This window comes from Phenylobacterium sp. (genome assembly GCF_036402295.1).
GTDB lineage: Bacteria > Pseudomonadota > Alphaproteobacteria > Caulobacterales > Caulobacteraceae > Phenylobacterium.
Map to the genome: position 1 here is coordinate 1 of NZ_DASWTE010000294.1, position 26,656 is coordinate 26,656.

At 69.4% G+C, this 26,656-nt stretch carries 23 protein-coding genes and 2 tRNA genes; 9 read left to right on the top strand and 16 right to left on the bottom strand.

Translation table 11 applies throughout. From position 1 onward, the window contains the following. Nucleotides 1–243 precede the first annotated feature (243 nt). Both VGD44_RS17700 and VGD44_RS17705 read left to right on the top strand, forming a co-directional pair. Nucleotides 244–936: an alternative oxidase gene (locus VGD44_RS17700; protein WP_331089542.1), complete on the top strand. Its 693-nt coding sequence runs from the start codon at nucleotides 244–246 to the stop codon at nucleotides 934–936. Beyond that, nucleotides 936–1,352 carry a group III truncated hemoglobin gene (locus VGD44_RS17705; RefSeq protein WP_331089544.1) on the top strand — a complete coding sequence of 139 codons (417 nt, stop codon included), beginning with the start codon at nucleotides 936–938 and terminating at the stop codon, nucleotides 1,350–1,352. The genes VGD44_RS17700 and VGD44_RS17705 overlap by 1 nt, the downstream gene beginning before the upstream one ends. Here VGD44_RS17705 and fixJ read toward each other — a convergent pair. The 10 genes from fixJ to VGD44_RS17755 all read right to left on the bottom strand — a co-directional run bounded on the left by fixJ (nucleotide 1,349) and on the right by VGD44_RS17755 (nucleotide 11,819). Beyond that, a complete protein-coding gene (fixJ, locus tag VGD44_RS17710; protein ID WP_331089546.1) occupies nucleotides 1,349–1,954 on the bottom strand; it encodes a response regulator FixJ in 606 nt (201 codons plus the stop codon). The genes VGD44_RS17705 and fixJ overlap by 4 nt on opposite strands. Then, on the bottom strand, nucleotides 1,947–3,386 hold the full coding sequence (locus tag VGD44_RS17715) for a PAS domain S-box protein (RefSeq protein WP_331089548.1): 1,440 nt from the start codon (nucleotides 3,384–3,386) through the stop codon (nucleotides 1,947–1,949). The genes fixJ and VGD44_RS17715 overlap by 8 nt, the downstream gene beginning before the upstream one ends. 114 nt (nucleotides 3,387–3,500) lie before the next feature. Continuing rightward, on the bottom strand, nucleotides 3,501–4,088 hold the full coding sequence (locus tag VGD44_RS17720; protein ID WP_331089550.1) for a DUF308 domain-containing protein: 588 nt from the start codon (nucleotides 4,086–4,088) through the stop codon (nucleotides 3,501–3,503). After that, a complete protein-coding gene (locus VGD44_RS17725; protein ID WP_331089552.1) occupies nucleotides 4,085–5,146 on the bottom strand; it encodes an AI-2E family transporter in 1,062 nt (353 codons plus the stop codon). Before VGD44_RS17725 ends, VGD44_RS17720 begins: the two co-directional genes overlap by 4 nt. Nucleotides 5,147–5,200: 54 nt before the next feature. Next, nucleotides 5,201–5,572, bottom strand: coding sequence for a c-type cytochrome (locus VGD44_RS17730; protein WP_331089554.1), 372 nt, complete (start codon nucleotides 5,570–5,572; stop codon nucleotides 5,201–5,203). 49 nt (nucleotides 5,573–5,621) lie between these two features. Beyond that, nucleotides 5,622–6,491 carry a universal stress protein gene (locus VGD44_RS17735; RefSeq protein ID WP_331089557.1) on the bottom strand — a complete coding sequence of 290 codons (870 nt, stop codon included), beginning with the start codon at nucleotides 6,489–6,491 and terminating at the stop codon, nucleotides 5,622–5,624. Between the two features lie 64 nt (nucleotides 6,492–6,555). Beyond that, the gene (locus VGD44_RS17740; RefSeq protein WP_331089559.1) at nucleotides 6,556–7,209 is read right to left on the bottom strand and encodes a helix-turn-helix domain-containing protein; all 654 of its coding nucleotides are present in this window, start codon (nucleotides 7,207–7,209) and stop codon (nucleotides 6,556–6,558) included. A gap of 286 nt (nucleotides 7,210–7,495) precedes the next feature. Further along, nucleotides 7,496–9,181, bottom strand: coding sequence for an MFS transporter (locus tag VGD44_RS17745; protein ID WP_331089561.1), 1,686 nt, complete (start codon nucleotides 9,179–9,181; stop codon nucleotides 7,496–7,498). Nucleotides 9,182–9,275: 94 nt separating this feature from the next. Next, a complete protein-coding gene (locus VGD44_RS17750) occupies nucleotides 9,276–9,500 on the bottom strand; it encodes a helix-turn-helix transcriptional regulator (protein WP_331089563.1) in 225 nt (74 codons plus the stop codon). A gap of 1,041 nt (nucleotides 9,501–10,541) precedes the next feature. Next, nucleotides 10,542–11,819 (bottom strand): adenosylmethionine--8-amino-7-oxononanoate transaminase, encoded by a 1,278-nt coding sequence (locus VGD44_RS17755; protein WP_331089565.1) that lies wholly within the window; start codon nucleotides 11,817–11,819, stop codon nucleotides 10,542–10,544. A gap of 69 nt (nucleotides 11,820–11,888) precedes the next feature. Here VGD44_RS17755 and bioF point away from each other — a divergent pair, with 69 nt between their 5' ends. Together bioF and bioD are read left to right on the top strand one after the other, a co-directional pair. After that, nucleotides 11,889–13,043 (top strand): 8-amino-7-oxononanoate synthase, encoded by a 1,155-nt coding sequence (bioF, locus tag VGD44_RS17760; RefSeq protein WP_331089567.1) that lies wholly within the window; start codon nucleotides 11,889–11,891, stop codon nucleotides 13,041–13,043. Further along, nucleotides 13,040–13,708, top strand: a complete 669-nt coding sequence (bioD, locus tag VGD44_RS17765) for a dethiobiotin synthase (RefSeq protein WP_331089569.1) — start codon at nucleotides 13,040–13,042, stop codon at nucleotides 13,706–13,708. Before bioF ends, bioD begins: the two co-directional genes overlap by 4 nt. 92 nt (nucleotides 13,709–13,800) lie before the next feature. Here bioD and VGD44_RS17770 read toward each other — a convergent pair whose 3' ends face one another. Further along, on the bottom strand, nucleotides 13,801–14,676 hold the full coding sequence (locus tag VGD44_RS17770; protein ID WP_331089571.1) for a hypothetical protein: 876 nt from the start codon (nucleotides 14,674–14,676) through the stop codon (nucleotides 13,801–13,803). A gap of 273 nt (nucleotides 14,677–14,949) precedes the next feature. Here VGD44_RS17770 and VGD44_RS17775 point away from each other — a divergent pair, with 273 nt between their 5' ends. From VGD44_RS17775 to VGD44_RS17785, 3 genes are all read left to right on the top strand, one after another. Next, nucleotides 14,950–16,251 (top strand): hypothetical protein, encoded by a 1,302-nt coding sequence (locus VGD44_RS17775; RefSeq protein ID WP_331089573.1) that lies wholly within the window; start codon nucleotides 14,950–14,952, stop codon nucleotides 16,249–16,251. A gap of 213 nt (nucleotides 16,252–16,464) precedes the next feature. Beyond that, nucleotides 16,465–17,547, top strand: a complete 1,083-nt coding sequence (locus tag VGD44_RS17780) for a serine hydrolase (protein ID WP_331089575.1) — start codon at nucleotides 16,465–16,467, stop codon at nucleotides 17,545–17,547. A 47-nt stretch (nucleotides 17,548–17,594) separates the two neighbouring features. Beyond that, nucleotides 17,595–19,778 (top strand): TonB-dependent receptor, encoded by a 2,184-nt coding sequence (locus VGD44_RS17785; protein WP_331089577.1) that lies wholly within the window; start codon nucleotides 17,595–17,597, stop codon nucleotides 19,776–19,778. Nucleotides 19,779–20,050: 272 nt separating this feature from the next. Here VGD44_RS17785 and VGD44_RS17790 read toward each other — a convergent pair whose 3' ends face one another. The 4 genes from VGD44_RS17790 to selB all read right to left on the bottom strand — a co-directional run bounded on the left by VGD44_RS17790 (nucleotide 20,051) and on the right by selB (nucleotide 24,281). After that, nucleotides 20,051–20,569 (bottom strand): UGSC family (seleno)protein, encoded by a 519-nt coding sequence (locus tag VGD44_RS17790; protein WP_331089579.1) that lies wholly within the window; start codon nucleotides 20,567–20,569, stop codon nucleotides 20,051–20,053. A 31-nt stretch (nucleotides 20,570–20,600) separates the two neighbouring features. After that, nucleotides 20,601–22,187 (bottom strand): hypothetical protein, encoded by a 1,587-nt coding sequence (locus VGD44_RS17795; protein ID WP_331089581.1) that lies wholly within the window; start codon nucleotides 22,185–22,187, stop codon nucleotides 20,601–20,603. Between the two features lie 45 nt (nucleotides 22,188–22,232). Next, a tRNA-Sec gene (locus tag VGD44_RS17800) sits at nucleotides 22,233–22,327 on the bottom strand. Between the two features lie 52 nt (nucleotides 22,328–22,379). Then, complete coding sequence (gene selB / locus VGD44_RS17805) at nucleotides 22,380–24,281, bottom strand: selenocysteine-specific translation elongation factor (protein WP_331089583.1); 1,902 nt, start codon at nucleotides 24,279–24,281, stop codon at nucleotides 22,380–22,382. Between the two features lie 104 nt (nucleotides 24,282–24,385). On the opposite strand from selB, the gene selA reads away from it, so the two are divergent. Then, nucleotides 24,386–25,789 carry an L-seryl-tRNA(Sec) selenium transferase gene (selA, locus tag VGD44_RS17810; protein ID WP_331089585.1) on the top strand — a complete coding sequence of 468 codons (1,404 nt, stop codon included), beginning with the start codon at nucleotides 24,386–24,388 and terminating at the stop codon, nucleotides 25,787–25,789. Nucleotides 25,790–25,832: 43 nt separating this feature from the next. Next, nucleotides 25,833–26,192, top strand: coding sequence for a hypothetical protein (locus VGD44_RS17815; protein WP_331089587.1), 360 nt, complete (start codon nucleotides 25,833–25,835; stop codon nucleotides 26,190–26,192). A gap of 294 nt (nucleotides 26,193–26,486) precedes the next feature. Here VGD44_RS17815 and VGD44_RS17820 read toward each other — a convergent pair. Beyond that, a tRNA-Ser gene (locus VGD44_RS17820) sits at nucleotides 26,487–26,576 on the bottom strand. Nucleotides 26,577–26,656 lie beyond the last annotated feature (80 nt).

Consider the following 26,656-nt stretch of genomic DNA (forward strand, 5'->3'; position numbering starts at 1 on the left):
CGCCCTCGTCGTCGTCGACGACGTAGATGGTGGGGCGGGGAACTTGGGGCGCGTGCTGATCCATGGGACGCAGGGTGGCCCGGACCGCGGCGACGGGCCTTGATCTGGCGCAAGCGGACGGCCGCCGTCCCTCCGTGCTGGTACCTAGGGAGCGCACCCGAATGGCGACCGAGCGGCCGCCGGAGCTATCTGCGTCTCATGAGGTCGCGGCGTGCGTGGCCTGCACAGAGTGAGAGTTCCCCCATGGCCGCCCCCGTTGTCGACCTTGCCGTCACGCATCGCCCGCGCGGCGCGTCTGACCGCATCGCCTATGGCTTCGTGAAGGCGCTGCGCTTCTGCGCCGACACCTTCTTCGCCAAGCGCTACGGCCACCGGGCCGTCGTGCTGGAGACCGTCGCCGCCGTGCCGGGCATGGTGGGCGCGACCTTGAACCACCTGAAGTGCCTGCGCCGGATGTGCGACGACAAGGGCTGGATCAAGACCCTGATGGACGAGGCCGAGAACGAGCGCATGCACCTGATGACCTTCATTGAGGTCGCCAAGCCCACGGCCTTCGAGCGCTTCGTCGTCGTGGCCGCGCAGTGGGTGTTCTACCTGTTCTTCTTCGGCCTCTACCTGATCTCGCCGAAGACCGCGCACCGCGTCGTGGGCTACTTCGAGGAGGAGGCCGTGGTGAGCTACACCCACTACCTCGCCGAGATCGACGAAGGCCGCTCGAAGAACGTCGCCGCGCCGAAGATCGCGATCCGGTACTGGAGCCTTGCGGCCGACGCCACCCTGCGCGACGTGGTCGAGGTGGTCCGGGCGGACGAGGCCCACCACCGCGACGTGAACCACGGCTTCGCCAACGAACTGGCGGGCCTCGCCGAACCGCAGCTGATCCCCGCCGCATGGCCGCACGAACAGCTGCAGCCGCACTGGCGCGAAGCCGCCTGATGCTGCCGAAACCCCGCATCGGTCCCGGCGCTGACGTCGGGATCGACGAGGCGATGATCCGCCATCAGGTGCACACCTTCTACGGACGGGTGCGCCTGGATCCGGTTCTGGGCCCGATCTTCAACGCCGCGATCGCGGACTGGGACGAGCATCTGGCGAAGCTGTGCGACTTCTGGTCGTCGGTGCTGCTGATGACCGGCCGCTTCAAGGGCTCGCCCATGGCCGCCCACGCGCGGCGTCCGGATATCTCGAACGCGCACTTTCCGCTGTGGCTGGACCTGTTCGAACGCACCGCGCGCGAGGTGTGTCCGCCGGCGGCGGCGGACCTGTTCATCGAGAAGGCGCGGATGATCGGCCGCAGCCTCGCGCTTGGCCTCGCCGTGAGCCGCGGCGAGCTTCCGCCGCTGGAGGCCTAGAAGCCGGCGAGCAGGGCGATGCGAACCAGCTCGGAGAGGCCGTGCGCCTGGGTCTTGTTCATCACGTTGGCGCGGTACACTTCGACCGTCCGCTGGCTGATGCCGAGCTCGTGAGCGATCACCTTGTTCATCTTGCCGGCCACGACGCCCTCAAGGACCTCCTTCTCCCGGCCAGAGAGGGTTCCGAGCATCTGCTCGAAACGCTGGCGTTCCTGCGCGTGCACGTCGCTCTCGGCCTTGGCGTCCAGCGCCATCCGGATCGAACGGAGCAGTACCTCGTCGTCGAACGGTTTCTCGATGAAGTCGACGACACCCGCCCGCATGGCCTCCACCGCGAGGGGCACGTCGCCGTGGCCGGTGATGACCACGACCGGAAGGGTGACGCGGCGCTCCTTCAGGCGGCGAACGAGCTCGAGACCGCTCATCTCGGGCATGCGCACGTCGGTGACGATGCAGCCGCTGCTGAGGGTCTCGGCGACTTCAAGGAATTCCACGGCCGATGCATAGGTGCGGGCCGGAAGGTCGTGCATCTCCAGCACGAAGCTCAGCGACGTGCGGATGGCCTCGTCGTCGTCGATCAGATGCACGATGGGGTCAATCATGGTTCTGGTCCGTCAGCTCCTCGTCGCGCACGCGGGGCAGGGTGAAGCGAAAGATCGTGCCCCCACCCGGATTGGGCTCCACCCAGATACGGCCACCGTGCGCCTCGATGATAGTGCGCGAAATCGACAGGCCGATTCCCATCCCGTGCGTCTTTGTGGTCATGAAGGGCTGGAACAGCTGCTCCGCCGCATCCGGCGCGATCCCGTGGCCGGTGTCGCTCACCCGGACCTCGACCATGTCGTCGCCGGCCGGGCGCGCGCCCACGAGGATCTCCTTCCGGGGGGTGTCTTCCATGGCCTCGATGCCATTGCGGATCAGGTTGAGCGCCACCTGCTGGACTTGCACCTTGTCGGCCAGGACGAGGTTGACCTGGGGGTCGATGTCGTAGCGGAGGCGGACGTTCCGCTCGCGAGCGCCGACCATGGCGAGCGCCCCGGCCTCTTCCAGCAGTTGTGGCAGGCTTTCGATCCCGCGTTCAGCTTCTCCCTTGGAGACGAAGTCGCGTAGCCGGCGGATGATCTGGCCGGCGCGCAGCGCCTGCTCGGCGCCCTGTGAGATCATCTCCTCCAGCCGAGCCTCGTCGAGCGGCTTGCGCTTCAGCAGCACGAGGCAGCCCTTCATGAAGCTGGCGGCGGCGGTCAGCGGCTGGTTCAGCTCGTGGGCCATGGCCGAGGCCATCTCGCCGAGCGCCGTCAGACGGGAGACATGCACGAGCTCGCCCTGCACGTCCTGCAGGCGCCGCTCGGCCGCCTGGCGCTCGGTGAGGTCGCGGACGAATCCGGTGAAGAACCGCTTCTGCCCCGATACCATCTCGCCGACCGAGAGCTCCATGGGGAAGGTCGAGCCATCCTTCCGCTCGCCCACGACCACCCGGCCGATGCCGATGATCCTGCGCTCTCCCGTGTTCATGTAGCGCACGAGGTAATCGTCGTGCTGCGAACGGTAGGGCTCAGGCATCAGGATGCTGACGTTCTTGCCGATCGCCTCTTCCGGACGCCATCCGAACTGGCGTTCCGCGGCGCTGGAGAACGACTGCATGATCCCGTGCTCGTCGATGACGATCATGGCGTCTGGCACGGTGTCGAGGATCGACCGCAGGTGGGCTTCGCGCGCCTGCAGGTCGGCCACGGCCTGTCGGACGGTTTGGCCGCCCCTCAGCATGCGCGATCCGATCAGACCGATCGCGAGGGTAAGCGCCGCGAACACGCCGCCGCGTACGAAGGCCTCGGGGGTCTGAACGGTCCCGAAGCCGATGACCCAGAAGCTCAGCAGGATCGACAGCGCCCCGGCCAGCAACGTCGGACCGAGTCCGCCGAACGCGGCGCTGGCGAGGAGCGCCGGCACGAAGAGCAGGAAGACGAGCTCGTCGTGGAAGTACCGGTCCAGGACGATCCGCAGGCCGAAGCAGGCCGCCACGGCCGCGACCGCCACCAAGTAGCCCAGCGCCAACCCGAGGCGAGTGCGCGCGTTCGTTGGAGGCAGGGACGTTTGCGGCATGAGCGAAGCGGTAGGTCCGAAGCCGGGCGGTGACAAGGCGCCGCCTCCTCAGGGCGTGTCCGAGTCGGCCGGCCGACGGGGCGCGGGGCGCGCCAGGCCGGTCGCGATCAGGGCGACGCCCGTCGTGGCGAACGCCGCCGCCAGCAGGATGGCGACAGCCTGGGGTGTGTGCGCCGGACCGCCTGCGGCGAGCAGGAGCGCGGCGATAAGGCTGGTCGCCGCCGATGCCAGCAGCCACCGCCAGGCGCGCAACGGGCGCAGGTGGAGGGCGGCGCCGAGCTGGAAGCTGCCATCGATCACCAGGGCGGCGGCGAGGACCAGGCCAGTCGCGAAGGCGCCGACGGTCGGGTTGAAAGTGAGGTAGGCGCCGAGGCCGACGGCGCAAAGCGAGGCGGCGACGGCGAGGGCCCGCAAGGTGCCGGAAAACGTCAGCAGCCCCATGCCGAGCATGAGGGCGCCCGCCAGCCACAGGAGCCAGCCGCTGGCGCCGCCGACGACCTGGATGGTCTTAGCGGGGAAGGTGAGCGCGGCGGCCGCCAGCAGGAGCATGCCCGCGCCAGCCGCCTGCGCAGGACGGCGACGGCGAGGGTGGAGGTGAAAGAGGCCGTTGAGGTCCACGTCATCGCGCAGGGTCATGCGGGGCCTCCCAAGCTGGGCGCGGGGACCATTGTGTCGCCGAGCAGGTCCTCGACATAGAAGTGACGGACGAGGACGTAGGCGACCACCGCGAGCGGCGTGGCGAACAGCACCCCAAGCGGGCCGAGCAGCACGCCCATGGCCAGCACGGCGAACAGGGTCAGGCCCATGGGCAGCTCCACCATCTGGCGCAGCAGCAGGGGTGTGGCCACGTTGGCCTCGAACTGCGAGGCGCCGAGGTAGATGGCGGCGGCCCAGGCCAGGGTCTGCGGGCCTTGGGCGGCGGCGACGATCAGGCCCGGCAGCGTGGCGGCCCAGGGTCCGATCACCGGCACGAACTGCGCGAGGCCGGCCAGCACGCCGAGCGCGAGCGGCGAGGGCACGCCCGCCCACCAGAGTCCGAGGGCGACCGTGGCGCCGACCAGGATCATGGAGGCCAGCGCCCCCAGCAGCCAGCGGTTCAGCGCGTCGCCGCAGGCGGCCAGCACTTGAGCTGCCCGGTCGCGGCCGCGGGGCGGGACCAGGTGAAGGAGGCCGCGCACGTAAGTCGCGGGATGGAAGGCCAGATAAAGGCCGCAGAACAGCACGATCACGGTCGCGGCCGCGGCGGTGAGCGAGCCCTGCAGCAACCGCGAGGCGGTCTGCACCACCAGGCCGTCGGCATGGCGTAGCCGCTGCAGGTCGTCGAGCACGTAGGCGCCGAGCGGGGACTCCGAAAGCGGCGCCTGCAGGGCGCGCCAGGCTTTGGGGAGCAGTTCGCCGAGGGTCGCGACCTGGAGTGCGACCTGCTGGCCGAACAGCCAGATGGCGCCACCGATCACACCGGTCAGTCCCGCTACGGCCAGGCTCAGGGCCAGCGGCCGCGGGAGATGCAGGCGCTCCGTCAGCGGGGCGGCCAGGGCGTGGAGCAGCACGCCGACCAGCACAGCGCCGAAGGCTAGCAGCAGCACGTCGGCCAGCCGCCATATCAGGAGCGATACGAGAGCGAGCGCAGCGACCTGCACCACCCACGAGCCACGCAAGCGCGGCAGGTTCATCGACGCCGGGACGACGGACACTGGGACGCCTCCTGACGGGCTTCTGTCACTGTGAGGCATCGCTGTTCCTCGCCGTCAGTTGCCCTGCAGGGAGTCGAAATAGGCAAGGAGGTCGGCCGCCTCTGATCGCGTGAAAGGAATGGCCGGCATGCGGTCGAAGCCGTGAGCGGACACCTCGGCGAACCGGCGTTCGAGCGAAATGGGATTGTAACGCCGGGCGAGCTTGGAGAACGCCGGGCCGTCCTGGGCGCCGCCGTCGTCAAGCCCGACCGTGTGGCATCCGGCGCAGCGGCGCACCGCAAAGTCGTGACCGCGCTGCTGCTGCGGATCGAGCGTCGGCAGCGGGGGAACGCCGGGCCAGTTCGGCGTCGCGAGGCGAGCGGGCGTGGAAGCGCAGGCAGCGAGCGCGAGGCCGACGGCGCAGGCGAAGTGGCGAAGGCGGGCCATGAAAGCTCCTCGGCGGGAAGCGGGGTCGTCGCCGACCCCGCGCACCGCATCAGTGGCTCAGCAGCACGAAGCAGTTGGGCCGGTGCAGGAAACTCTCGGTCACGCCGCCGAACGCCCACTCGCGCAGGCGGCTGTGTCCGTAAGCGCCCGCCACGATCAGGTCGGCGCCATTGAGGGCGGCGACCCGCTCGATCTCCGACTCGACGGAGCCGTCGTCTATCGAGGTGACCAACGGCCGGGCGTCCACGCCGTGGCGCTTGAGGTTGGCGACGACGTCCTCGGTCTCCCGGGCGGCGCCGGCGGCGTTGACCGGCTTGGCGACCGCGTGGACGACCACCTGCTCGGCGCGCTGCAGGAACGGCAGCGCGTCGGTGAGCGCCCGGCGGCATTCGCGGGTGTTCTTCCAGGCCACGACAACGGACATGCCGACCAAGTGGCTGCGACCCTCGGGGACGATCAGGACGGGACGACCGGCGGACATCAGGACATCGGCAGGCTCGGCGGACTGTTGCCGCCCGCGGTCGCCGGGCGGGCTGACGACGATCAGGTCGGCCGCGTGCGCTGTGTCGATGAGGGCGCGGTGCGGATAGTCCTGGACCGTGCGCCAGTCGACGTCGGCGCCGGCGGCGTCGCGGCGGAAGGCCGTCTCGGCGGCGGCGAGGTTCTTGGCGATCTGCTCCTGCACCAGACCAACCCATTCGGCGCCGGCGTAGCCCAAGAACGCGCCGGAGTAGGGGCCGGGATCGAAGGTCTCCGCGCCCAGCCCGATCAACCGGGCGTCCAGGCTGCGGGCAAGGCGCGCGGCCGCTTCGACGCGATGGGAGGACGCCTTGCCGGGCTCGGCGTGGACCAGGATCGTGCCATAGGTGTCCGGGCGGACGACCACCTCGGTCGCGGGCCGTTCCATCGTCTTCTGCATCGCATGGCTCCTTGGCCAGGACGCGGCCGGCGGGACGCCTGCGGCCGCACAGGCGGGTCGCGGGCTACGCGGCGAGCGCTTCCAGGGCGGTCCACTTCCGGATCTGGAAGCGGCGCGAGGAGGGGAACTCGACGATCGCCTCGCCCTGCAGCTGGGTGAGCATGCGTGAGACCGTTTCGATGGTGAGGCCGAGGTAGTCGGCCATGTCCTGCCGGCCCATGGCGAGGCTGGCGTGGTTGTCGTCGCCGCGCTGGGCGATCGACATCAGGAAGCTTGCGACCCGTTCGCGGGCGCTCTTGCGGCCGAGCATGACCACATGGTCCTGCAGCCGCTCCATCTCCAGGCGTTGGGCCTCCAGGATCGCGCGGTCGAGCTCAGCGTCTCCAGCGGCGGCGCGTACGGCGCTGCGCCGCACGACCAGGATCTCGCAGTCCTCCAGGGCCTCGGCGCCGAAGCGGTGGTCCGGACCGGGCTCGAGGCCGAAGAGGTCGCCTGGGTAGTAGAAGGCGCCCACCTGGCGGCGGCCGTCAGCCGTCACCCGGCTGGTGCGGACGACTCCGCGGACGACCCGGTAGAGCAGCTCGACGGCATCGTCCTGCGCATAGATTTCCTCGTTGCGGTCGTAGGCCATCCGCACGCCATGGCGGTCGAACGCATCTGTCAGCGCCGAGGCGGGGCAGGCGGTGCGCGGATCGTCGAGGGGGTAGGCCAGGGTCATCGGGCGGGCTCCAGTTCGATGACCAAGAGCTACGCTTCGGCCGTCTTCCCGGACATTCGTGGACGCCCACTAGGTATCAGTACGGAGGCGCAGCGCCCTGATCACCAACCTGGGCGTGGCGCGCAGGAAGGCCGCCTAGCGGACGACCTGGCGCAGGTGGCCAGCGCCGGCTAGGCCCGCCCGCTTCGACGGCGACGTGTCGCAACGGGTCGGGCTCCCGTCGATCCCGGGGCCGCCGAGGTTTTAGCCTCGCTAGGCCGCGCATCTACCTACCGCGCGCCCCTCACTAAGGCAGCTGTGCGGGCGTGATCGGGTCGACGTCCGGGGTCTCCTCCTTCCAGCGGACCGAGCCGAACGGCCGCTCCAGCCAGCGGTGGACCTTCACCGGACGGTCCGGGTCCTGGAACGCCTGGACCCGCGCCGTCAGCTCGCGCTCGGCCTGGGTGAGCCGCGTGCGCTGGCGCAGGTAGTCCATCCAGGTCGGGCAGGCGTAAGACTCGACCCAGCGCTCCGGCCGCGCCACGTCGCGGGCGACCGCCCAGCCGTAGGCGCCGGTGCGCGAGCGGATGTCGCCGAGCCGCAGCAGCAGGCCGTAGAACTCCCGCGCCCGCTCGGGGGCCACCGAATACTCGAGCTCGATGCGGATCGGCCCGCTGCGTGGCGTGAGCTTCAGCGCGACCTCGGGGTCGGGGGGCGGCTGCGACTCGGCGCTGCCTTCGCCGCGATCGCCGAGGCGCAGCCAGATCCCGGCGAGCGGGAGGAGCGCCAGCGCCAGCGCCGAGCCCTTCAGCGCCGTGGGGACGTCGTAGGTCTGGGCGACCGTCCCCCAGGCCCAGGCGCCCAGGGCCACGCCGCCAGCGACGGACGCCTGGAAGGTCGCCAGCGCCCGGCCCGCCACCCAGCGCGGCGCCGAGGTCTGGATGGCGATGTTGAGCTCGTTGATGCTCAGCATCCAGCCGGCGCCGGCGAGGAACAGCGCGGCCAGGCTGAGCGGCAGCGAGGTGCTGAAGGCCACGACCGCCGTGCCGAAGGCGACCACCAGGGTCGAGGCCCGCACCAGGATTTCCGGGGCGAAGCGCCGGTGCAGCCGGGCGATGTTGAGCGCGCCGGTGACGGCCCCGAGCCCGAACGCGCCGAGCAGGAGCCCGAAGGTCGCCGCCCCGCCACCCAGCACGTCCCGGGCGATCAGGGGCATGAGGGCGGAAACGCTGGCGCCGGCCATCGCCAGCATGAGGGTGCGCAGCAGCACCACGCGCATCTGCGGTGAGTGGAAGACGTAGCGGACGCCCGAGACGATGGCCCGACCCAGGCCCTCCGGGGGCAGCCGCGCCGGCTCGGGGGCGCGCTTCCAGCGGCCGAGCGCCCACAGCATGGGGGCGTAGAAGATGGCGTTGATCGCGAAGGCGGCCGCGCCGCCGGCGGCGGCGACGATCACGCCGCCGAGCGCCGGCCCAAAGCTGCGGGCGATGTTGAAGCTGATGCTGTTCAGGGTGATCGCGGCCGGCAGCAGGGGCTGCGGCACCTGCTCGCGCACGGACGCCTGCCAGGCAGGCCCCATCACCGCCCCGCCCGCGCCGATGAGGGCCACCCCGGTGAGCAGGACGGCCGGGGTGACCAGGTCCGCGAAGCTCAGCGCGGCCAGCACGACGGCGCCTGTCAGGTTGAAGGCGATCGCCGCCAGGGCGACCTTGCGGCGGTCGTACATGTCGGCGATCGCGCCGGCCGCCAGCGCCAAGAGCAGGGTGGGGCCCATCTGTGCGGTCTGCACCATGGCGACCAGGTCCGCCTTGGTCGTGAGCTGGGTCATGATCCAGGCGGCGCCCACGCCCTGGATCAGCCAGCCCAGGTTGGAGAACAGGCTCGCCACCCATATCCATCGGAAGGCGGCGTGGCCCAGCGGCGCCAGCATGCCCGGCGGAGGCTCGGGCTCCGTGGCCTGCGTTTTCGTCCGGGCGCCGTCCAGGTGGGCCATGTCGCGACCCTAAGGGGATGCCGTTGGGACCGCGAACCGGTTTCCTGTCGTCCAGGCGGTAGGCCTGCCCGCGGGTAAGGGGCCGACCCTTGAATCAGCGCCTGGGCGTCGGCGGCTCGAAGCCATCGGGCAGGAAGCCGCGGAGGAGGGCTTCTACCGCCACGGTGACGGGGCCGGTAAGAGCGCGCTTGCCGGCTTCCAATTCCAGGATGCGGCTCGCGCCGTGTTTCTCGTTGAAGCGAAGCGCCCGGGCGAGGTCGGATGGAGACCAGCCCATCGCCTCGCGTGCTTGGCGTAGATGGTCGCCAGTGGTGATCAAAGGCGCGGCTCCCGATCCGTCAGACGTGGCGGTACGCAATTGCGACGGCCACCGCAATGGTGGTCCGCCCGGCCATTCCGATCTCCCTCGGGTGCTGACTTCTAGATCGTCCGCGACCCGGCAGGTTCCTCGCCGTGACCCACGCGCAACCTGTCGTGGCCGCGCTGGAATGGTGAAGGGTCGCTACAGAGCGGAGCGGAGCAGCGAGCGCCTGCTTCCGCACTGACTCAAGGTCAGCAGCTGGCGCGCCTTAACATCGGGGGGCCGGAGCGACTCGAATGCGGCCGCACGATCCGCCCCGGCCCTTGCCTGGGCTCACCGACATGGACAAGCGTTGGTTGCCACCTGCGATTGGTTCCGCCAGCCGGCCGCGGGGTGTTCTCTTCGCGGGTGCCGGATGTCGAACTTCGCCTTGCAGCGGCCGAAGCCCTTCTCGAGGCTCTCGCGCCGTGGCTCGACGAGGAGGCCACCAGAGGCGTTCGCGCCACCCTTCGCGGCGACCTGATCGCCGCGCGCGGAGACCGGGAAAGGCTGGTGTGCCTTCATGCACTGCAGCTCCTGGAAGAATGGCTCCGGCGGCCGCAAACCATCAAAAGCAACCCCTCAGGGTGGCGGGCCCCTCCTGGCGGCGCTGCAACGCCGGCGCCGCGAAAGAATGCGTGAGCCGCGAAAGGCCGGCGGGGCGCGCATCGCCCTGCTGCACATTTTATGGGCATTCCACCTGCGCTAGGCGTTCGCCGCCCAGGATCAGGCGCCAATCTCCGCAGCTACGCTTGCACCGGAGGCCGGCAGGTGGTGAAGGCATCGCCGGTGACGACTAAGGCGATCCATTACCGGCGCGAAGCCGAACAAGCCGAGCGCATGGCGCGGCAGATGAGTCGCCACGACCACAGGCAGCAGTGTCTGCAGATCGCCAGGACATGGCGCGATCTTGCGGAGGCGGCGGAAAGGGCCGGTTCGGAGTTTCCCCCTATCGGCGCCGCGGGGGCCAAGTCTCGGTCCTAGGTCGCAGGCTTCCTTTGGGCCTTGTCCCACCTGACGTTACCGCAGACCGCTTCGGTCGCCGATCTGTCGGCGGATCGCTCCGGTAAGCGTCTCCAGGTCCTCATCGCCCATCACGAGCGGCGGGGTGAGGTAGACGACCTTGCCCATCGGCCGGATCCAGCAGCCGTCGTCTGCGAAGCGGCGGCAGAGGTCGCCGACCGCGACGGGATGCTCAAACTCCACCACGCCGATCGCGCCCATCACGCGGACGTCGACCACGCCCGGCGCGCGGCGGCAGGGATCGAGGCCAGCGCGCATCCCCGCTTCGATCCGCGCCACGTCGGACTTCCAAGCGCCGGTCTCGAACAGGTCCAGGGAGGCGTTGGCGGCGGCGCAGGCCAGCGGGTTGCCCATGTAGGTCGGCCCATGCATCAGCGCCGCGCCGGGATCATCCGACCAGAAGCTCTCGAACACCTTGCGGCTGGCGACAGCGGCCGAGAGCGGCAAAGTCCCACCCGTCAGCGCTTTGGAGAGCGTGATGATGTCCGGGACCACGCCGGCGCCCGCGCAGGCGAAGAGGTCGCCCGTGCGGCCGAAGCCCACGAAGATCTCGTCGAAGATCAGCAGCACGTCGTGCCGGTCCGCCAGCCGTCGAAGTCGGCGGAGCACCTCGTCGTCATGGAACAGCATGCCGCCCGCGCCCTGCACCCTGGGCTCCACGAGGATGGCGGCGATCTCGTGCGCCTTGTCGGCCAAGAGGGCGTCCAGCGCCGCCTCGGCCTCGGCGTCGACCGGCAGGCCCGCTATGTGCTGGGCCGGCATGACGCCGGCGAACAGGCTGTGCATGCCCTCCTCGGGGTCGCACACCGTCATCGTCGCGAGGGTGTCGCCGTGGTAGCCGCCGCGGAATGCCAGGAACCGGGTGCGCCCGCGGACCCCGCGGTTGATCCAGAACTGGAGCGCCATCTTCATGGCGATCTCCACCGAGACCGAGCCGGACTCGGCGAAGAACACGTGGTCGAGGTCGCCAGGGAGCAGGGCCGCGAGCCGCTGGGCGAGCCGGTAGGCCGGCTCGTGCGCCAGGCCGCCGAACATGACGTGCGGCGCGGCGGCGAGTTGTGCTTCCACGGCGGCGCGGATGTGAGGGTGGTTGTAGCCGTGGCATGCGGTCCACCATGACGCGATCCCGTCGATCAGCTCACGGCCGTCTTCCAGGATCAGCCGCACGCCTTCGGTGCGCACGACCGGCAGGGGCGGCGGGGCGGTCTTCATCTGGCAATAGGGGCGCCAGACGTGGTGCGCGGCGGCGGTGAACCAGGAGGGCGAGGCGGTCATGCCGCTCCTCTACGGAAGTTTCCCTAAGGGAAGCTAGCGACCGCCTGGGCGCTAGGGCATAGGCGGCGCGTGCCCGACACCCTCACCGCCTTCGCCGACGCCAAGCTGGAACGCCTGGCGTCGCAGAGCCTCCGCCGCACGCTGAAGCCCACCCGTCGCCTGGACGGGGTGTGGGTAGAGCGGGACGGGCGCCGGCTGATCTCCTTCTCCTGCAACGACTACCTGGGCCTGACGCACCATGGCGCCGTGAAGGTCGCCGCCGCCACGGCCTGCCAGATGTTTGGGGCCGGCTCCGGGGCCTCCCGGCTGGTCACCGGCGACACGCCGCTGATCTCCGAGCTGGAGAGGCGGCTGGCGGCGAAGAAGGGGACCGAGGCCGCCTGCGTCTTCGGATCCGGCTACCTGGCCAACGCCGGCATCATCCCGACTTTCACCGGACCACACGACCTCGTCCTGGTGGACGAGCTCGCGCACGCCTGCATCTGGGCGGGCGCGAAGCTGTCCGGGGCGCAGACCATCGCCTTCCGGCACAACGACATGGCCGATCTGGCTGAGAAGCTCGCGACCTGGCGCGGCGGGGCGGGGCAGTGTCTCGTCGCCACCGACGGCGTCTTCTCCATGGATGGCGACATCGCGCCGGTGGACGAGATCAGCCGGCTGTGCCGGGCGCGCGACGCCTGGCTGCTGGTGGACGACGCCCACGGCTTCGGGGTGGTGGGGGAGGGCGGCCTTGGGGTGCGCGCCCTGTTTCCCGACGCTCGCATCGACCTGCAGATGGGGACGCTGTCGAAGGCGCTCGGTGGATACGGGGCGTATGTCTGCGCCAGCGAACCGGTCGTGGCCCTGTTGAAGACCCGCGCTCGGACCATCGTCTACACGACGGGACTGCCGCCGGCGAACGCGGCGGCCGCCCTCGCGGCCCTGGACGTGATCGAGGCCGAGCCGGAGCGGGTGGCGGCGCCGTTGGCCAAGGCGCGCCGCCTGACCCGGGCGCTGAACCTCCCGGACGCGACGAGCGCGATCGTCCCCATCGTCATCGGCCCCGCCGAGAAGGCCCTTGAGGCGGCCGCGGCGCTGGAGGCGCAGGGCCTACTCGCGGTCCCGATCCGGCCGCCGACGGTGCCGGCCGGCACGGCGCGGCTGCGGCTCGCCTTCACCGCGGGCCATCCCGACGAGGCGGTGGATCGGCTGGCCGAGGCGGTTCGACCCTGGCTCCCCGGATGAGCGCGGTCTTCGTCGCCGGCGCCCACACCGACGTCGGCAAGACCCATGTGGCCTGCGCGCTTCTCACGGCCGCCCGCGCCGCCGGCCGCTCGGTCGCGGCGTTGAAGCCCGTGGTCAGCGGCTTCGATCGGGCCGACTGGGCGCAGAGCGATCCCGGCCGCCTCCTGGCCGCATGCGGACGACCGCTCACCGACGATGCGCTCGACGCCGTCAGCCCATGGCGGTTCGTCGCGCCGCTGGCCCCCCCGATGGCCGCGCGGCGCGAGGGGCGCTCGCTCGGTCTCGCCGAGATCGCCGTTTGGTGCCGCGCGCGGCTGGACGGCGCCGACCTCACGATTGTGGAAGGCGTCGGCGGCCTGATGTCGCCGATCGCCGATGACGCCACCGGGCTGGAGCTGATGACCGCGCTTGGGCTGCCCGTGGTCCTGGTAGGCGGCTCCTATCTAGGCGCCATTAGCCACACACTGACCGCGCTGGAGACCGCCCGCGGCCGCGGCCTCGCCGTCTGCGCAGTGGTCATCAGCCAGAGCTCGGGGTCGGACGTGCCGGACCTCGCGGAGACGATCGCCGACGTGCGACGCCATTCCGGCTGGGTTCCCGTGATCGGCGCGCCGCGGGACGCCGAGGCAGGCGGCTGGTCCGCGACGCTGCTCGCAGGCCTATGACGGTGTCCTCGCGCCGGGGGTAGCTCCAGGCCTCTTTTGAACTTGGAGAGTCTGCTTCCGGGCTGGAGGCTAACGTCAGTTGCTGGCGCAACTCAGACGTCGCTCGCTAACCCGCCTTCGCGACAGTTGCTTGCATGAGGCTGGCCCCGGTTCCGGATGAGCCCGGCGAGCAGGCCGACGCCCAGCCAAGCGCCTAGGATCGGGCTTGGCCCAACACCCATGAATGGGACCGGGAAGGCGCCTTGGAATGGGGCCAACGTCCACACTCCTAAGCAGACAGTCAGCGCAGCCGCGGCGAGGCGCAGGTCGCGCGGCGCACGGCGCGCGGCGAGCCCTGGAGCCATCGTGGTGGCGGCGAGCAAGGCCAGGGAAGTTCCGGCAAGAAGAGGCGAGGCCTGGGCCGCGAGGCCGATGATCTCTTCGACCTCTGGCACAGGCTCCAGCGGGGCCGGCCGCAGCCAGGCTATGGCGGCGAGGCCGGCGGACGCCGCTACGGTCAGGACCTTGGCTACCGGGGACTGCAGGCTACAAAGCGCAACAAGAGCGGCCGCGGCGGCAAGCGCAGTCGCCTGCGAGGCGTCGGGCTGCAGGGCGAGGAGCATAAGAGAGCCCAACGCCGCGACCCAGCGCCAGAAGCCCCGGGCGCAGGCCAGAGCTACAGCCAGGGCCGGCAGCACCAGCATCGCTGCGTTCATCCGTAGCGGACCGACTTCAATCCAGCGGTGCACCCCGGAAAGGCCGTCGCCAAGGAAGGAGGCGATCAATGTCGCTGGCGCAGCGAGGAGCACGACAGGAAGCCAATGGCGCCTCACGCGAGCCAGGAGGGCAGCGGCCGCCAACGCGCCGATGAGCCAAGCGGCGAGATTGCGGAGCCAGACGGCCGGGGGGATGTCGCTGAGGGCGCACACGACGGCCCCTAGTGCGACCGCAGACAGGGAGGCAGCAGCGAAGATCGCGATCAGTCGCATTGGTGCAGTCTGCAATGTCAGCTTCCGGCCGGCAGGCCAAGTTCCGCTCCTCGCGCACAAGCGACATCCGCATTGAGCCCGAGCGTCACTGTGCGCTGGTTAACGCGCGTTGCGAGTGAGGGCGCTTTCTAGACTGCGCGGGCGCGACTGCAGGCCGCGCCGTTCCGAACTCAAAGAAGTGACACTCAATAACAATTATTGACAATAACATTATTCCGTCTGCTCTGATGTCGCGCCGGGAGGCCGGAAGAGCCTGCGTGTGGAGGAGGTGTGATGTCGTCGTCGGAGACTGGGAACGATCACGACCCCTGGCGACGCGGCGGCCTCGTCCTTGCGGATCTGAACGCCCCCTACCCCGACGACACTCTGGCCGCGCGAAGCTCGGCGCGTGGCGGCGGCATTGGCGCAAAGGCAAGCGGGAGAATGCAGATGCTCATGGAGAATGGAGCCTTCCTCAAGGGCCTGTATGACTGCGCGGGTGAACCCCGGCTGTGGTCTCATACGCTGGATCAAGTCTGTCAGCGGTTCGACGTCCGGAGCGCCGTGATCCAGGTTCACCGTCACACCCACACGCAGCTGGAACAGCAGTGGTGCGTCCGGGACTCCTATTCCCATGCGCACCGGCTCGACCACGATCGGGCCGTCAACAATCCCTCAAATCCGCGTTTGAAGCTGCCGCAGGCCGGACGACCGACGACGGGCGTGGTCCGCGACTCGAACACCTTCGCACCGGATTGCCCGCGACTGCGTCTGCTCCGCAGGAACCTGGCACAGGTCGGACTCGGCGCCTTCCTTGGAGGCGCCGCGGAGCTCGCGCAAAACGTCCGCGTCGTCCTCGTTCTGCATCGTCGCCTCGAGGACGACCGCGATTTCGGGCTTGAGGAAGAACATCTGCTTCTCGAACTTCTGCCGCACGTCCAGCGCTCCGTCGCCCTGGCCCTCCAGCTGGAGCGGCTCAAGGCCTACAACGCTGCGCTCGAGAGCACCTTGGATCAGCTACAGACCGGCGTGCTCGTGTGTTCGGAGGCGGGACAGGTGCGCTGGGCCAATGATGCCGCGCGAGCGCTCCTTACCCGTTCGCCGCGATTGAGGTTGGCGGATCAGCAACTCCGATGCGCCCACCGGGGCGACGCCTCGGCCATCGCTGCGATGTTCGCCGCCTGCGACCAAGGCGAGGCCGTCAGACTGGGCGCGGCGGAGGATGACGACAACCTGCACCTCCTGAGCAAGCGGCTTGCGCCGCGCGACCCTGACGGCCTCTGCCGTCCTGAGCCGATGACGGCGGTGTTTGTCTCCGAAGTGGCGAAAGCAGGAACCCTGTCGCCGGACGCCTTGACGAAGCTCTTCGGCCTGACCGCCACCGAGGCTCGACTCGCCGTGGCGCTCTGTGACGGGTGGTCCGTTCGCGACTATGCGCTTGAACGGGGTGTCGCCGTCGGAACGGTCCGGATTCAGATGAAGCGGGTGCTGGCCAAGACCCAGTGCCATCGGCAGGCCGATCTCGTTCGCCGAGTGCTCACCTCAGCGGCCGCCCGAACGCGGCCGCCGTCCGGGCCGGCGCGGATATCCCATTAGGGAGTCGTCGCGATTCCGAACGCCGCCTAGCTTTTCGCTGGGTGGAGGAAACAGACGGAAATGATCGCGAGATCGCCAAGGATTGCGGGGCCGCTTCTTGCGGTGGCCGTCGGTATGCTCACGAACACGCAGGCCCGGGCGCAGCCTGCCGCCCCGCCTGCGGGCGTCACGTCGGCTCCGGTTTCGCCGGCCATTCAGGGACTGCGGCGGGACATGCTCGACAGGGACGTCAGCACCCTGACCTTCCGGAACATGGACCAGCTGTTCACCACGCGGACGGTCCCTCACGCCGGCCAGCCGTGGAACTTGCCTCGCGCCGACCACGCCATGGATTTCACCTACAGCTTCAAGGGCGCGTCCTACACGCCGGAACAGTTCCTGGATCGCACCTATACGAACGCGCTGCTGATCATCAAGGACGGCCGCATCGTCTCGGAAATCTACCGAAACAACATGACGCCGGGCACGCGGCACATGGGGTGGTCGATGACCAAGTCGATCACGTCGATCCTCGTTGGCTGCGCGCTCGCCGAAGGGCGGATCAAGTCGCTCGACGATCAGGTGACCACCTACCTCCCGGAGTTGCGCGGGGGCGGCTACGACGGGGTCACCGTCCGCCAGGTCCTGCAGATGCGCTCGGGGGTTGATTACGAGGAGCGCTACGACTTCGAGAACCCGGGGATCGCCGCGCGCAACCATGACGCCGCGCTCGTGCGAAACGTCGCCCGGTTCGCCGACGTCGCGCGCACCGTCAAGCGAGCCCACAAGCCGGGCGAGGTGTTCCAGTACAAGACGATCGACACCGCCGTCCTCGGCTGGTTGCTCGAGCGCGTCAGCGGCGGCTCGAACCTGTCGGCCTATGCGGCGCAACGGCTGTGGGAGCCGCTCGGGGCCGAGGCTGACGGGTACTTCATCATGGATGGCCCGCCGGGCGTGGGGCGGGAGTTCAACGGCGCCGGCTTCAACGCCGTGCTGCGCGACTATGGGCGCATCGGCCTCATGATGCTGAACGGCGGGTGGGCGCGGGATCGCCAGATCGTGTCCCGCGAGTGGGTGGCAGAATCGACGCGCCCAGCCGCGGCGGAGGGCGCCGAGGGCGGCTACGGCTATCAGTGGTGGACCATGCCCGGGTCCGACGCCTACGCCGCCATGGGCCTGCAGGGCCAGTTCATCCTCATCGACCCGGCCACGAAAACGGTGGTCGTCAAGCTCAGTCACTTCCCGCCGGGCGAGGTCGAGGCCGAGCAGGAAAGCCTGGCCTTCTTTGCGGCCGCGTCGGCCTGGCCAGGGCGCTGACCGACCCGGGACGACCCTAGAACAAGAAACGTCACGAGGAGACAACCATGCGCTCACGCGCCCTTCTTTGCTCGCCCATCGCGCTTGCGGCGGCGTGGGCCACACACGCGAGCGCGCAGGCGCAGGGGCCGGCGCAGGCCACGCTGGATGAGATCGTGGTGACGGCTCAGCGTCGCACCGAAAACCTGCAGGACGTGCCGATCTCCGCCACCGCGCTCGGGCCCGACCAGTTGCGGGCGAAGGCGGTGTCGCGGTTGAGTGACCTGCAGACCGCAACGCCGTCGCTTTCGATCACCGAAGCCGGCATCACCCAGTCCATCAACATCCGCGGCATCGGACTGGCGAGCAACTCGCCCAACGTCACCGCGGGCGTGGCGACCTATGTGGACGGCCTCTTTCAGCCGCCGATCGTGCAGTCGAACAGCTTCTATGACCTGGCCAGCGTCGAAGTCCTCCGCGGGCCGCAGGGCACGCTCGTCGGCAGCAATTCGACCGGCGGCGCCATCTTCATAAATTCGCAGAGTCCGGTGCTGGCGGACCACGGCGGCTACGTCGAGGCCGGCCTTTCCAACCATGAAGGCCGGACCCTCGAAGGGGCGGTCAATCTCCCCGTAGCCGACGATCTGGCCGTGCGGGTCGCGGGCTTCTATCGCAAGCGCGACAGTTACGCCCATGACCTCGGGCCCTTCGACAACGATGCCGGCAAGCTCGACGAAATGGGGGCGCGGCTTGGCGTTCTTTGGCGGCCGGGAGCGTTTCAGGCGCTCCTGAAGGCGCAGTACAACGACCGGGACGGCGGGGGGTATGACTATCGCCCGGTCCCCGGCACCGAGTTCGCGGCCTTCCGGGTGGGCGGCATCCGGACGCTGAGCTTCGATACCGAGACCGATAGGAAGGAGCGATCGGTCAGCACCGCCTTGGAATTGCGCTATGAGCTTCCAAGCGGCGTCGTCGTGCGATCCCTCAGCGGATACCAGTTCAAGCGCATTCACAACCTGAACGATCTCGACGCTTCACAAGCGCCGCTGGCCGCGAATGGCGATCAAAGCGAGGACTATTACGCCCGCGAAAAGCAGTACAGCCAGGAGCTTAACCTGATTTCGCCGACGAGCGGGCCCTTCGACTGGATTCTCGGCGCCTACTACCAGCGAAACCTGATCGATGTGCGGATCTTCGATTACCAGGGTGGCTTCCCGACGGCGATCGAACCTACCAACAAGCGCATTACGACAGGTCTATTCGCCCAGGGGAACCTCGAGCTCTCGCCTGCGGTGGAGCTGCAGGTCGGCGGTCGGATCTCCGGCTACAAGGCGTCAGGAAACGGCGGCGTCGTCATCGGGCGTGGAATACCCGGCTTTCCTCCCGAAGGGCTCGCCGTCGCCGATCTCTCGGGATCCCACGACGACCACCGCGCCACCGGCAAGGCCGCCATCAGTTGGAAGGCCGCTCCCGGTCATCTGCTCTACGCGTTCGTTGCCCGCGGCTACAAGCCAGGCGGCTTCAACTCGCAGGAATCGGAGTTCGGGCCCGAGACCGTCTGGAGCTATGAAGCCGGCTGGAAGGGGACCTTCCTGGACAATCGCCTGAGGGCGCAGGTCACGGCGTTCTACAACAAGTATGACGACTTCCAGTTCAACGTCGTCGAGCCGAGCACGGGTTTCTCCGGCGTGGAGAATGTGGCCGCGGTCACAATCAAAGGGATCGAAGCCCAGGTCCAGGGCCGGTTCGGAGGATTCGGCTTCGACGCCAACGCCGCCTACGTGGATTCCAATCTCTCCGGCCTGACTTTCGTCAACACGCGGATCCTGCCCGCGGGCACGCTCGGGCCACAATGCCCAACCGGAGCCCCGTCGAACCCCCCGATCTGCTTCGACTACGGCCCCTTCCTTGAGGCCACCCGGGGCGGGCCCAATCTCTACGCCCCGAAGTGGACCTACAGTCTCGGGATTGACTACACCTTCGACCTGGGCGGCAGCACAAGCCTCACCCCGCGGATCAACTATGGATATGTGGGGCCGCAGTTCAACTACATCGCCTACTCGCCAGTGTCCGATCGGATGAAGGGGAGGGGATTGTTGTCCGCCATGGCGACGCTTCGCTATGACGATTGGAAAGTCGAGGCCTATGGGACCAATCTGAGCAACGAGAAATACGTCGCAGGACAACTTGGCAACAATGAATTCTATGGTCCTCCGCGCGAATATGGGATCCGCGTCGGCCGAGTTTTCTGATCATCTAGGCCCAAGGCGGGGCGTCAGCGGTCGTCCGAGATGGGCGCCGGCCTCGCAAGCGCGGAAATAGGCCGCCGCCAGATCGGACATGGTCTTGACCGGCTGCGCCTTTGCGCTGCTGCCACCTTGCCGCTCGCGGTCGAATTTCGGCGTTTAGTGCGGCGCTACTCATCGTCCAGGCGCGCTGGAAATGTCTACTTTCGGCCGGGATCCCAAATTTTGCTGTTGGCGCATGCGAGACATTCCATCCCCGCACAGGCCGCCATGTGCGGCTACGCGGTGACGGCCTCAATGACGGCCTCCACGGCCGCCTGCGCCTTGCCGCGCATCTCATCGTCCGTGGCGTCCTGGATCGGGTGGTCGACCAGAACGTAGCGCGCGTCTTCCATCCCCAGCATCTTGCGCTGGGCTTCGGCGGCTTCGGCGAACTCGCTGGAGGCGATGGAGACGGCGGGAAGGCCCTGGATCTCGAACCACACGGTGTCGTGCAGACTGCACGTCGTGCATGATCCTCAATCGGCGAGCGCTTCCACCACCACGTTGCACTCGGCCTTGATCTTCAGACGCAGGTCCGAGGGGCAGGGCTTGGCGAAGGTCGGCTTGGCGTACCGCCGGATCTCCGCTTCGGGATAGCGGGCGGCCAGCAGGCGCTCCAGCTCGTCCAGCAGGACGTTGCCCCGCGGCTTGCTGATGTCGAGGAGCCCGATCACGCCCGGGGAATTGGCCGTGCGCGGCGTGATCTGCCGTGCGACCGGCACGCGCTCGTCGGTGGGATCCAGAATTGTCGTCATCGACATCCTCCGAATAGTGGCGGCAAGCCTATCAGCCTTCGATTTTCTTGGAAACGACCGCGGAGCCCGCTGCGCCGGTGAGCCAGCCGTGGAAGGCGGCGGAGAACTTCCCGGCCTCCGAGCCCGCCACCACGATATGGATAAACTTCCCGTCGGCGAACTTCGGCGCGGGCGAGGCCAGCACTGCCTCGGTCATCTTGGCGGCCGAGGCGGGCGGGATGCCGGCGCCGGATACCTCGTCGGCCACCATCTCGCTGAGCGGCTTCGTCGTCACCGCCTGGATGCGCTCACGCAGCCGGGCCTTCGGGTAGTCGCCCTCGCAGGTGAGGGTCTTCACGTGCTCGGGACAGACGACCAGCAGGGCGTCCACGGGCATGCGGTGGATCTTGGAGAGGAACACGCCCTCCAGGCCCAGACCGAGCGTACCGGCGATCTGGTCGGGCTTACGCGACTCCTGGTCGACGATCTGCACCGGCCCGCTGGTCATCGCGAAGGCGGTGATCACCGAGTCCTCCCGCTGGAAGCCGCGCTCCACATGCAACGGCTCCCACGGCGAGCCCTCCTCCCACTCGGCGAAGCACATCGTGAACTTCATCGGGTTCGACAGGGTGGAGCGGTCCGTACCGCCGGGCTTGGCGCCGCCGACGTTGCGGACCACGAGCCGGACCGCGCGACCGATCGTGGCGTTGGCGCGGTTGCCGTTGCCCAGCGCGGCCTGCTTCATGTTCATGCCGATGCGGTGGCGGATCGGGCCGTTGACCACCAGCACCGGCGCTGCGCCCATGGTCGTGGCGTTGACGCCGTGGATGTTGAACTCGTCGGTGCAGACCGCCTCGACACCGGCGATCACCACCGGCAGGTACTCGGGCTTGCAGCCGGCCATCACGGCGTTGATCGCGATCTTCTCGACCGTCACCGGGGCCATGCTGGGCGGGACGATGGCGACGATGTCCTGCACGCCGCGGGTCGTGCCCGAGAGCATGCGCAGCACCCGCTCGGGCGTGGGCGCTACCAGCGGCAGGCCGTCGGAGAAGCCCTGGTCGAACATGAACTCGTCGATGTCGTCGGACGGGGCGACCTCGATGCGCCGCGCCCGGATCGGGCTGCCCTCGGCCTCGGCGAGGAGGCGCTCGTGGATGTCTGGGTCTAGGTGCTTGGAGCCGCAGCCCGGCCGCCAGTCGGGAAGCTCCGACCAGGCCACCGCGGCAGGCGGCAGCGCCAGGTCACCGGCGATCCGCTGCGCCAGCGCCTCCCACTCCTGGCGGACGAAGCCTTCGAGCGGGGCGACCGGCTCACCGCCGGGGCCGATCCAGTAGACCGCCGGCACGATGTCGAAGCCCCAGGCGAGTGACGTCCGGAGCGGGCTGTCGTCCAGGATCGGCAGGGTGAGGCCGTGGCGGTCCTTGAGGATCGCGTTGCCGTCGTCGGTCTGGCCGACCATCCAGATGTCGGCGGCCTCGCCCCAGGCGCGATGGAACGCCTCCAGCACCGGCGCCGCCAGGTTGCAGGTCGCGCAGTCCTCCTTGACGAAGGCGATCAGGGCGGGCCGGCCGGTCGGGAACCGCCGGGACTTGCCCGACTGGTCCTTGAGCGCGAAGGGCGGGGCGCCTGTCGTCATGTCGCCGTCCTCGTCATGTGGCGGCCGCACGGGGCGGCCTTGGGCTGGCGGAGGTGGATGGGAATCGAACCCACCACACGCCTTGTCGACGTGTCGCCGGTTTTGAAGACCGGGGAAGCCACCAGACTCCAGTCACCTCCAGAGGATCGACACTAGGCCGGGTTCCGTGGCGTCCCGAAGGGGTTTTGCGGCTCAGACAATCCTGCGGAAGTCGCCTTCGCGGACGGTGTCGCCGCGGGCGTCGAGGAACTCCAGGATCGGCACGATGAACTTGCGGGAGGTGCCGAGCGCAGCCCGCGCGGCCCCCGTGGCGAACTCCGTCGGCGCCGGAAAGGCGGCGCGCAGGTTCGCGAGCGCTTCGTCGAGGGCGTCCACGTGGAAGACGAGAGTCTGGCGCAGCGCGTGGTTTCGCAGGGCCACTAGAACGCCAAGGTCGATCAGCAGCTGGACCAGCGCCGCGTCCTCACTCCCAGGCGTCCGCAAGCCGCCGACCTCCGGCGGCGCAGCCCCGCCTTGCCGGACTTGATCCTCCAGGTCGCGAAGGCGGGCGAGGGCGGCGGGGGACAGGGCCGCCAACGGATCATGCGAGGCCAGCGCCACCTGTCCGCCTCGCACGCGGATGACGCCGTCGGCCGCCAGCCGGCGTTCCATCTGATCCAGGAGATCCCGGGACGTGGTTCGTCCGAACTGGCCGCGGATGGCGCTGATCTGGAGCCAGGCGCGGGCGGGCGCGTCGCGGTGGGCTTCCGCCAGGCGGGCCAGGTAGGCTTCGCGGGCTGCAGCGACGGCGACCGGCAGCGCCAGGAGGTCGCCGTCCAGAGGTTCGAAGGCGCTCAGTTCTGCGTGCACCTCGGCGAGCGGCCGGCGTGACAGCCGCGCCGCGTCGCGGGCCGACAGGGCGCCGCCGTCCCGGGTCGCCAGCAGGTCGGCGATCCGCCCGAGATCGCCGGCCGCGATCGCGGCGAGCAAGGCGCGGCGTGCGTGCGGCCGTCCCCTGAGTCTCGGCGCCACCGGGTCCAGCACCACGGCGCCGCCGATCGTCTCCGCCGGGGAGGGCCTGCGCAGGACCGCCGGCTGGCCTGCGAAGGCCGCCACGGGCGACGAGAAGCGAAGCTGCGCCAGGGCGCGACCGCCGGGCGCGAGCGGCTCCTCCTGCATGAGGCGCACCTTCGCCAGGTCCTGCCCTGCGCCCCAAAGCACCCGCACCTCCTGCGTCGATTTCAGCGGCCGAGCGCTCTCTGGCGAGAGGGTCAATTCCACGTCCACGAACAGGCTGGGGGTGAGCACGCCCGGCGCGCACAGGATCTCGCCGGGCTGGACCTCGTCGGCCGATACGCCCCGCAGACTGGCCGCGACCCGCCCGCCCGGCGCCGCGTCCCCGACCGCCTGGCCATGCACCTGCAGCTGGCGGAGGGCGACCTGCCGCTCCGACGGCATCAGCACCGCCCGCGCGCCGGACCGAAGCGGCCCGCCCTGAAGCGTTCCGGTGACGACCGTGCCGGACCCTGCGACCGTGAAGACCCGGTCCAGCGGCAGGATGGCGCCCCGCGCCGCGTCGCCGCCTGGACGCCGGTCGACCAGGGCCGCAACCGCGTCATGCAGGGCCGCCAGGTTGGCGCCGGTCCGTGCCGAGCAGAACACCATCGGCGCGGCGGCCAGGAACGTGCCCTCGAGCTCCGACGCGATGCGCGTGCGGACACTGGCCTCCGCGCCGTGGGTCAGCAGGTCCGCCTTGGTGATCGCCACGATCCCGGCCCGCAGGCCGAGCCATTGGGCGACGCGGAGGTGTTCGCGGGTCTGGCGCGCGACGCCTTCGGTCGCGGAGACGACCAGCAGCGCCGCCTGCGCCCCAGTGGTCCCCATCACCATGGCGCGGATGAAATCCTCGTGCCCGGGGGCGTCGAGGAAATCGACCGTGCCGGCCGGGTAGTCGCGCCAGGCATAGCCGAGGGTGATCGACAACCCGCGCGCCTTCTCCTCCGCCAGGCGGTCGGTCTCCATTCCGGTCAACGCACGGACGAGCGCGGTCTTGCCGTGATTGACATGGCCGATCACCGCGATGCTGAGCGGCGACCTCGTCGCTTCCGAGCCCATCCGACGTCCGTACGTCGAACCGGCACGGCCGTCATCCGGGAGCATCTTCGTTGCCCCTCCTCGAGCGGACCGGATACTGTCGGGTCTCTTTGGCGGGGAGCCTCATGACCGCGAAATCCGACGTGAAGGATCCGGATCCCCGCCGCCGGCTGCCGGCCGTGGGCGCGATCTGCGCGGATCCGGCGGCGCGGCCGCTGACCGAGCGGTTCGGCCCGGCCGCCGTGGTGGCCGTCATGCGAACCGTTCTGGATGAGGCTCGCACCCGGCTGCGGACCGATCCGGGCGCTGTCCCGACGATCGCCGATCTCCTCGCGGCCGGTGGGCGGATACTGGAGGAGGGCGCGCGCGAGACCCTGTTCGCGGTGATCAACGCAACGGGGGTGGTGATCCACACCAACCTCGGGCGGGCGCCGCTTGCCCCCGAGGCCGTCGCGGCCATGCAGGCCGCCGGGGGCTACGGCAATCTGGAGCTGAACCTCGAGACGGGCCGACGTGCTTCCCGTCAGGATCATCTCGACGTCCTGATCGCGGAGGTCTCCGGCGCCGAGGCCGGGTTTGCGGTGAACAACTGCGCGGGTGCTGTCCTGCTCGCCGTTGCCGCGGTGGCGGAAGGCGCCCCCGTCATCGTCTCGCGCGGTGAACTGGTGGAGATCGGCGGTGGGTTCCGGGTGCCCGACGTGGTCGCGCAAGGCGGCTCCCGCCTCGTCGAGGTCGGCACCACCAACCGCACGCACTTGCGGGACTATGAGCAAGCGCTGCAGGAGCACCCCGACGCGCGGGTGATCCTGCGAACCCACCCGAGCAACTTCCGCATGACTGGCTTTACCAGTGCGCCGGCGCTGGATGCGCTGGCCCACTTCGCGCACGCCCATGGCCTGTTGCTGGTCGAGGATCTGGGCGGCGGCGCGCTGATCGACCTCGCGCCCTATGGGATCGCCGACGAGCCGATGGCGCAGGCCAGCCTGCGCGCCGGCGTCGACCTCGTTCTCTTCAGCGGGGACAAGCTGCTGGGCGGGCCGCAGGCCGGCATCGCCGCCGGTCGCCGCAGTCTCATCGACCGGTTGACCCGCCACCCGCTGGCGCGGGCCCTTCGGCTCGACAAGCTGTCGGTGGCCGCACTCTCCGCCACGCTGCGCCTCTACCGGCCGCCAGCCGACCCGAGCCGGCGCATTCCGGTCCTGCGGATGCTGACCGAGCCTGTCGCCACCATCGCAGCCCGCGCCGAGGCCCTGCGTGCGCAGGTCGCCCACGTGCCGGGCCTCGACATCGAGGTGGAGGAGACGCTGGGCTACGCGGGCGGCGGCGCCATGCCCATGCTGGCGCTCCCGGGCCGGGCCCTTGCCCTGCGGAGTGCGCGCTTCAGCGCCGACGAGCTGACCCGCCGCCTGCGCACCGGCGCGACCCCGGTTCTGGGCCGCATCGAGCGTGATGTCGTCCTGCTGGACCTGCGCACGGTGTCCGACGTCGAACTCCCCGCGTTGGCCGCCATGATCGCCAACGCGGCGTGATGCGGTGAGCCGCCGTATCTCCCGAGTCGGGGAGGAAGCCCTCATGTTCGCACTCACCGCCACGCCGGATTTGGCAGCCAACCTTGCGCCCATCGCCTCGCTGGCGATGTACGATCCGCCGCCGCTCCGGTATGCCAACGACACGCTGTGGGAGGCCATCGCTGAACGGCTCCAGCTTCAGGGCTTCGACGCGCCCACGCGCCTGACGCGTGACGTCGACCTCGCTTTTCACCGCAGCGCGATCGTCGTCAACGCCCGTCCTCGTTGCGTGCGATCTGCCGCGCGGTTTCGATTTGCGTCGCCCCCATCGCGTGGTGTGATCAGAGGCGAGTTTTCGGCTTCTAGCGAGGCATACACGGGCTCGCCTCAGCCGACCTGTTCTGACCTGCTCCTAGCCTGTTAGGACCTGTTCCACCGGCAGGCGTTCGCGACGACTAACCTGCTGTAATTCTGCAGTTTCGAACGCAGAGGACAGGCCGCGGCGGCCGGCGAGCGAAATTCTCCTGCTTCCGCCTGTATCCAGGTGAAACCGGAGTGGATTTCGGACGCACGGAGACACGCGCGGTATGTCCGGCCGAACTCCCCTGAATTGCACCTGGTATTGGGGCCGGTTGGATCGGCTCGAGCGCGGTTAGCGCCGTACGTTCCGCGGCTTAGCAGGAGGCCCGGGTTGGAGAGCTAGGTTCGTCGGTCTGAGTGGCGGTGAGAGAGGGATTCGAACCCTCGATAGAGTTTCCCCTATACACGCGTTCCAGGCGTGCGCCTTCAACCACTCGGCCACCTCTCCACGCGCCTGTCATGAAGGGGAGCGCGCCGATTTGCAAGAGAGCGCGGGCGTCAGCTCAAAATATTCCGTAAATATTTGAA